This is a genomic window from Micromonospora sp. M51 (assembly GCF_018070305.1).
Classification (GTDB): domain Bacteria; phylum Actinomycetota; class Actinomycetes; order Mycobacteriales; family Micromonosporaceae; genus Micromonospora; species Micromonospora parva.
This window is the reverse complement of sequence record NZ_JAGPXZ010001136.1, coordinates 1-1,332: the sequence shown is the minus strand read 5'-3', so window position 1 is coordinate 1,332 and position 1,332 is coordinate 1. Positions and strand designations below refer to the sequence as shown.

General features: G+C 69.2%; 1 protein-coding gene and 1 pseudogene. Both read left to right on the top strand.

What is annotated here, in order from left to right; genetic code table 11:
- Positions 1 to 287: pseudogene (locus tag KBX53_RS33105) on the top strand (acetamidase); the annotation flags it as partial.
- Between the two features lie 62 nt (positions 288 to 349).
- On the top strand, positions 350 to 1,321 hold the full coding sequence (locus tag KBX53_RS33100) for a WGR domain-containing protein (RefSeq protein ID WP_247676574.1): 972 nt from the start codon (positions 350 to 352) through the stop codon (positions 1,319 to 1,321).
- Positions 1,322 to 1,332: the final 11 nt, after the last annotated feature.

The window sequence follows — 1,332 nt, the reverse complement described above, 5'->3', positions numbered from 1 at the left end:
GCGACGACTTCCCTGTCACCGGTCCGGTGGCCCGCACCCCCGACGCGTGGCTGACCCTGGGCGTCGGTGCCTCCCTCGACGACGCCACCTTCACCGCCCTGGAGTCGATGCTGACACTGATGCAGCGGCTGCACGGCCTCAGCCGCGCGGACGCGGTGGCGCTGGCCAGCATCGCTGTCGACGTACGGGTGACGCAGATCGTCAACCAGACCGTCGGCGCGCACGCCGTCCTCCGCGACGACGCGCTGCGATTTCCGCACGCCGATTCTGTCGGAGGTCGCCGTTAACGTGTGGTCACTGTCGCCGCGCCGGCCGGATCTGGCCGCTCGCTGACCCTCGGAGGCCCCCCATGTCCCAGGAGACGACCTACCTCGAACTGTCCGAAGTGGACGGTGCGCACAAGTTCTACGAGGTCATCGTCGACAACGCCACGCTGACGGTGCGCTACGGCCGGATCGGCGACCAGGGGCAGGTCAAGGCGAGCGCCTATCCGGACAACGCCCGGGCCCGGGCCGCCGCGGCGAAGAAGATCGGGGAGAAGATCCGCAAGGGCTACGCGCCGGCCGTCCCCGGCGTCCGTCAGAAGCGCACCGTGTCACGGCGGCAGATCGTGAGCACCCGCTCCACCGCCCACACCGCCCCGGTGCTCTGGCGCTACGACTCCGGTGCTCCCGCCTTCGGCATCTTCGTCGACGGGCAGCACTGCATGGTCGGCAACGAGCACGGCGTCATCACCACGCTCGACCACGACGCCCAGGTGCGCGGCCAGGTCCGCCTGCCCGACGGGGTGAAGTGCATCGTCGCCGACGACGCCTGGATCTACGCCGGCTGCGACGACGGCAACGTCTACGACCTGTCCGGCAAGGTGCCCCGGGTGGCGTACGCGATCGCCCCGGAGATCGACATCTACTGGCTCGACATCCACGACGGCGTCCTCGGCGTCTCTGACGCCGACGGCGGGATCACCGCCGTCGACCACGAGGACGAGTTCCTGTGGCGACGCCCCGGGCGGGGGCGTTCGGCCTGGATGGTGCGCTGCGACGACAACGCCATCTACCACGGCCATTCGCAGGGCGTGACCGGCTACGAGTGGCGTACCGGCGGGGAGCTGTGGCACACCAGAACCGGCTCGGTGCTCTTCGGCTGGCAGGAGCAGGGCAGTGTGTTCGCCGGGACGGGCACCCGCGAGGTGGTGCGGCTGTCCAAGTCGGGTCGGCACGAGCGCACCTACCGCTGTCCAGCCGCCCGAAGCCCCGGTCAAGGCTCGCGTAACGGGAAAACTTACGGCAGACTAGTTTCTGTACCGAATATTTTCCAGTAGCCTTCGGGCTT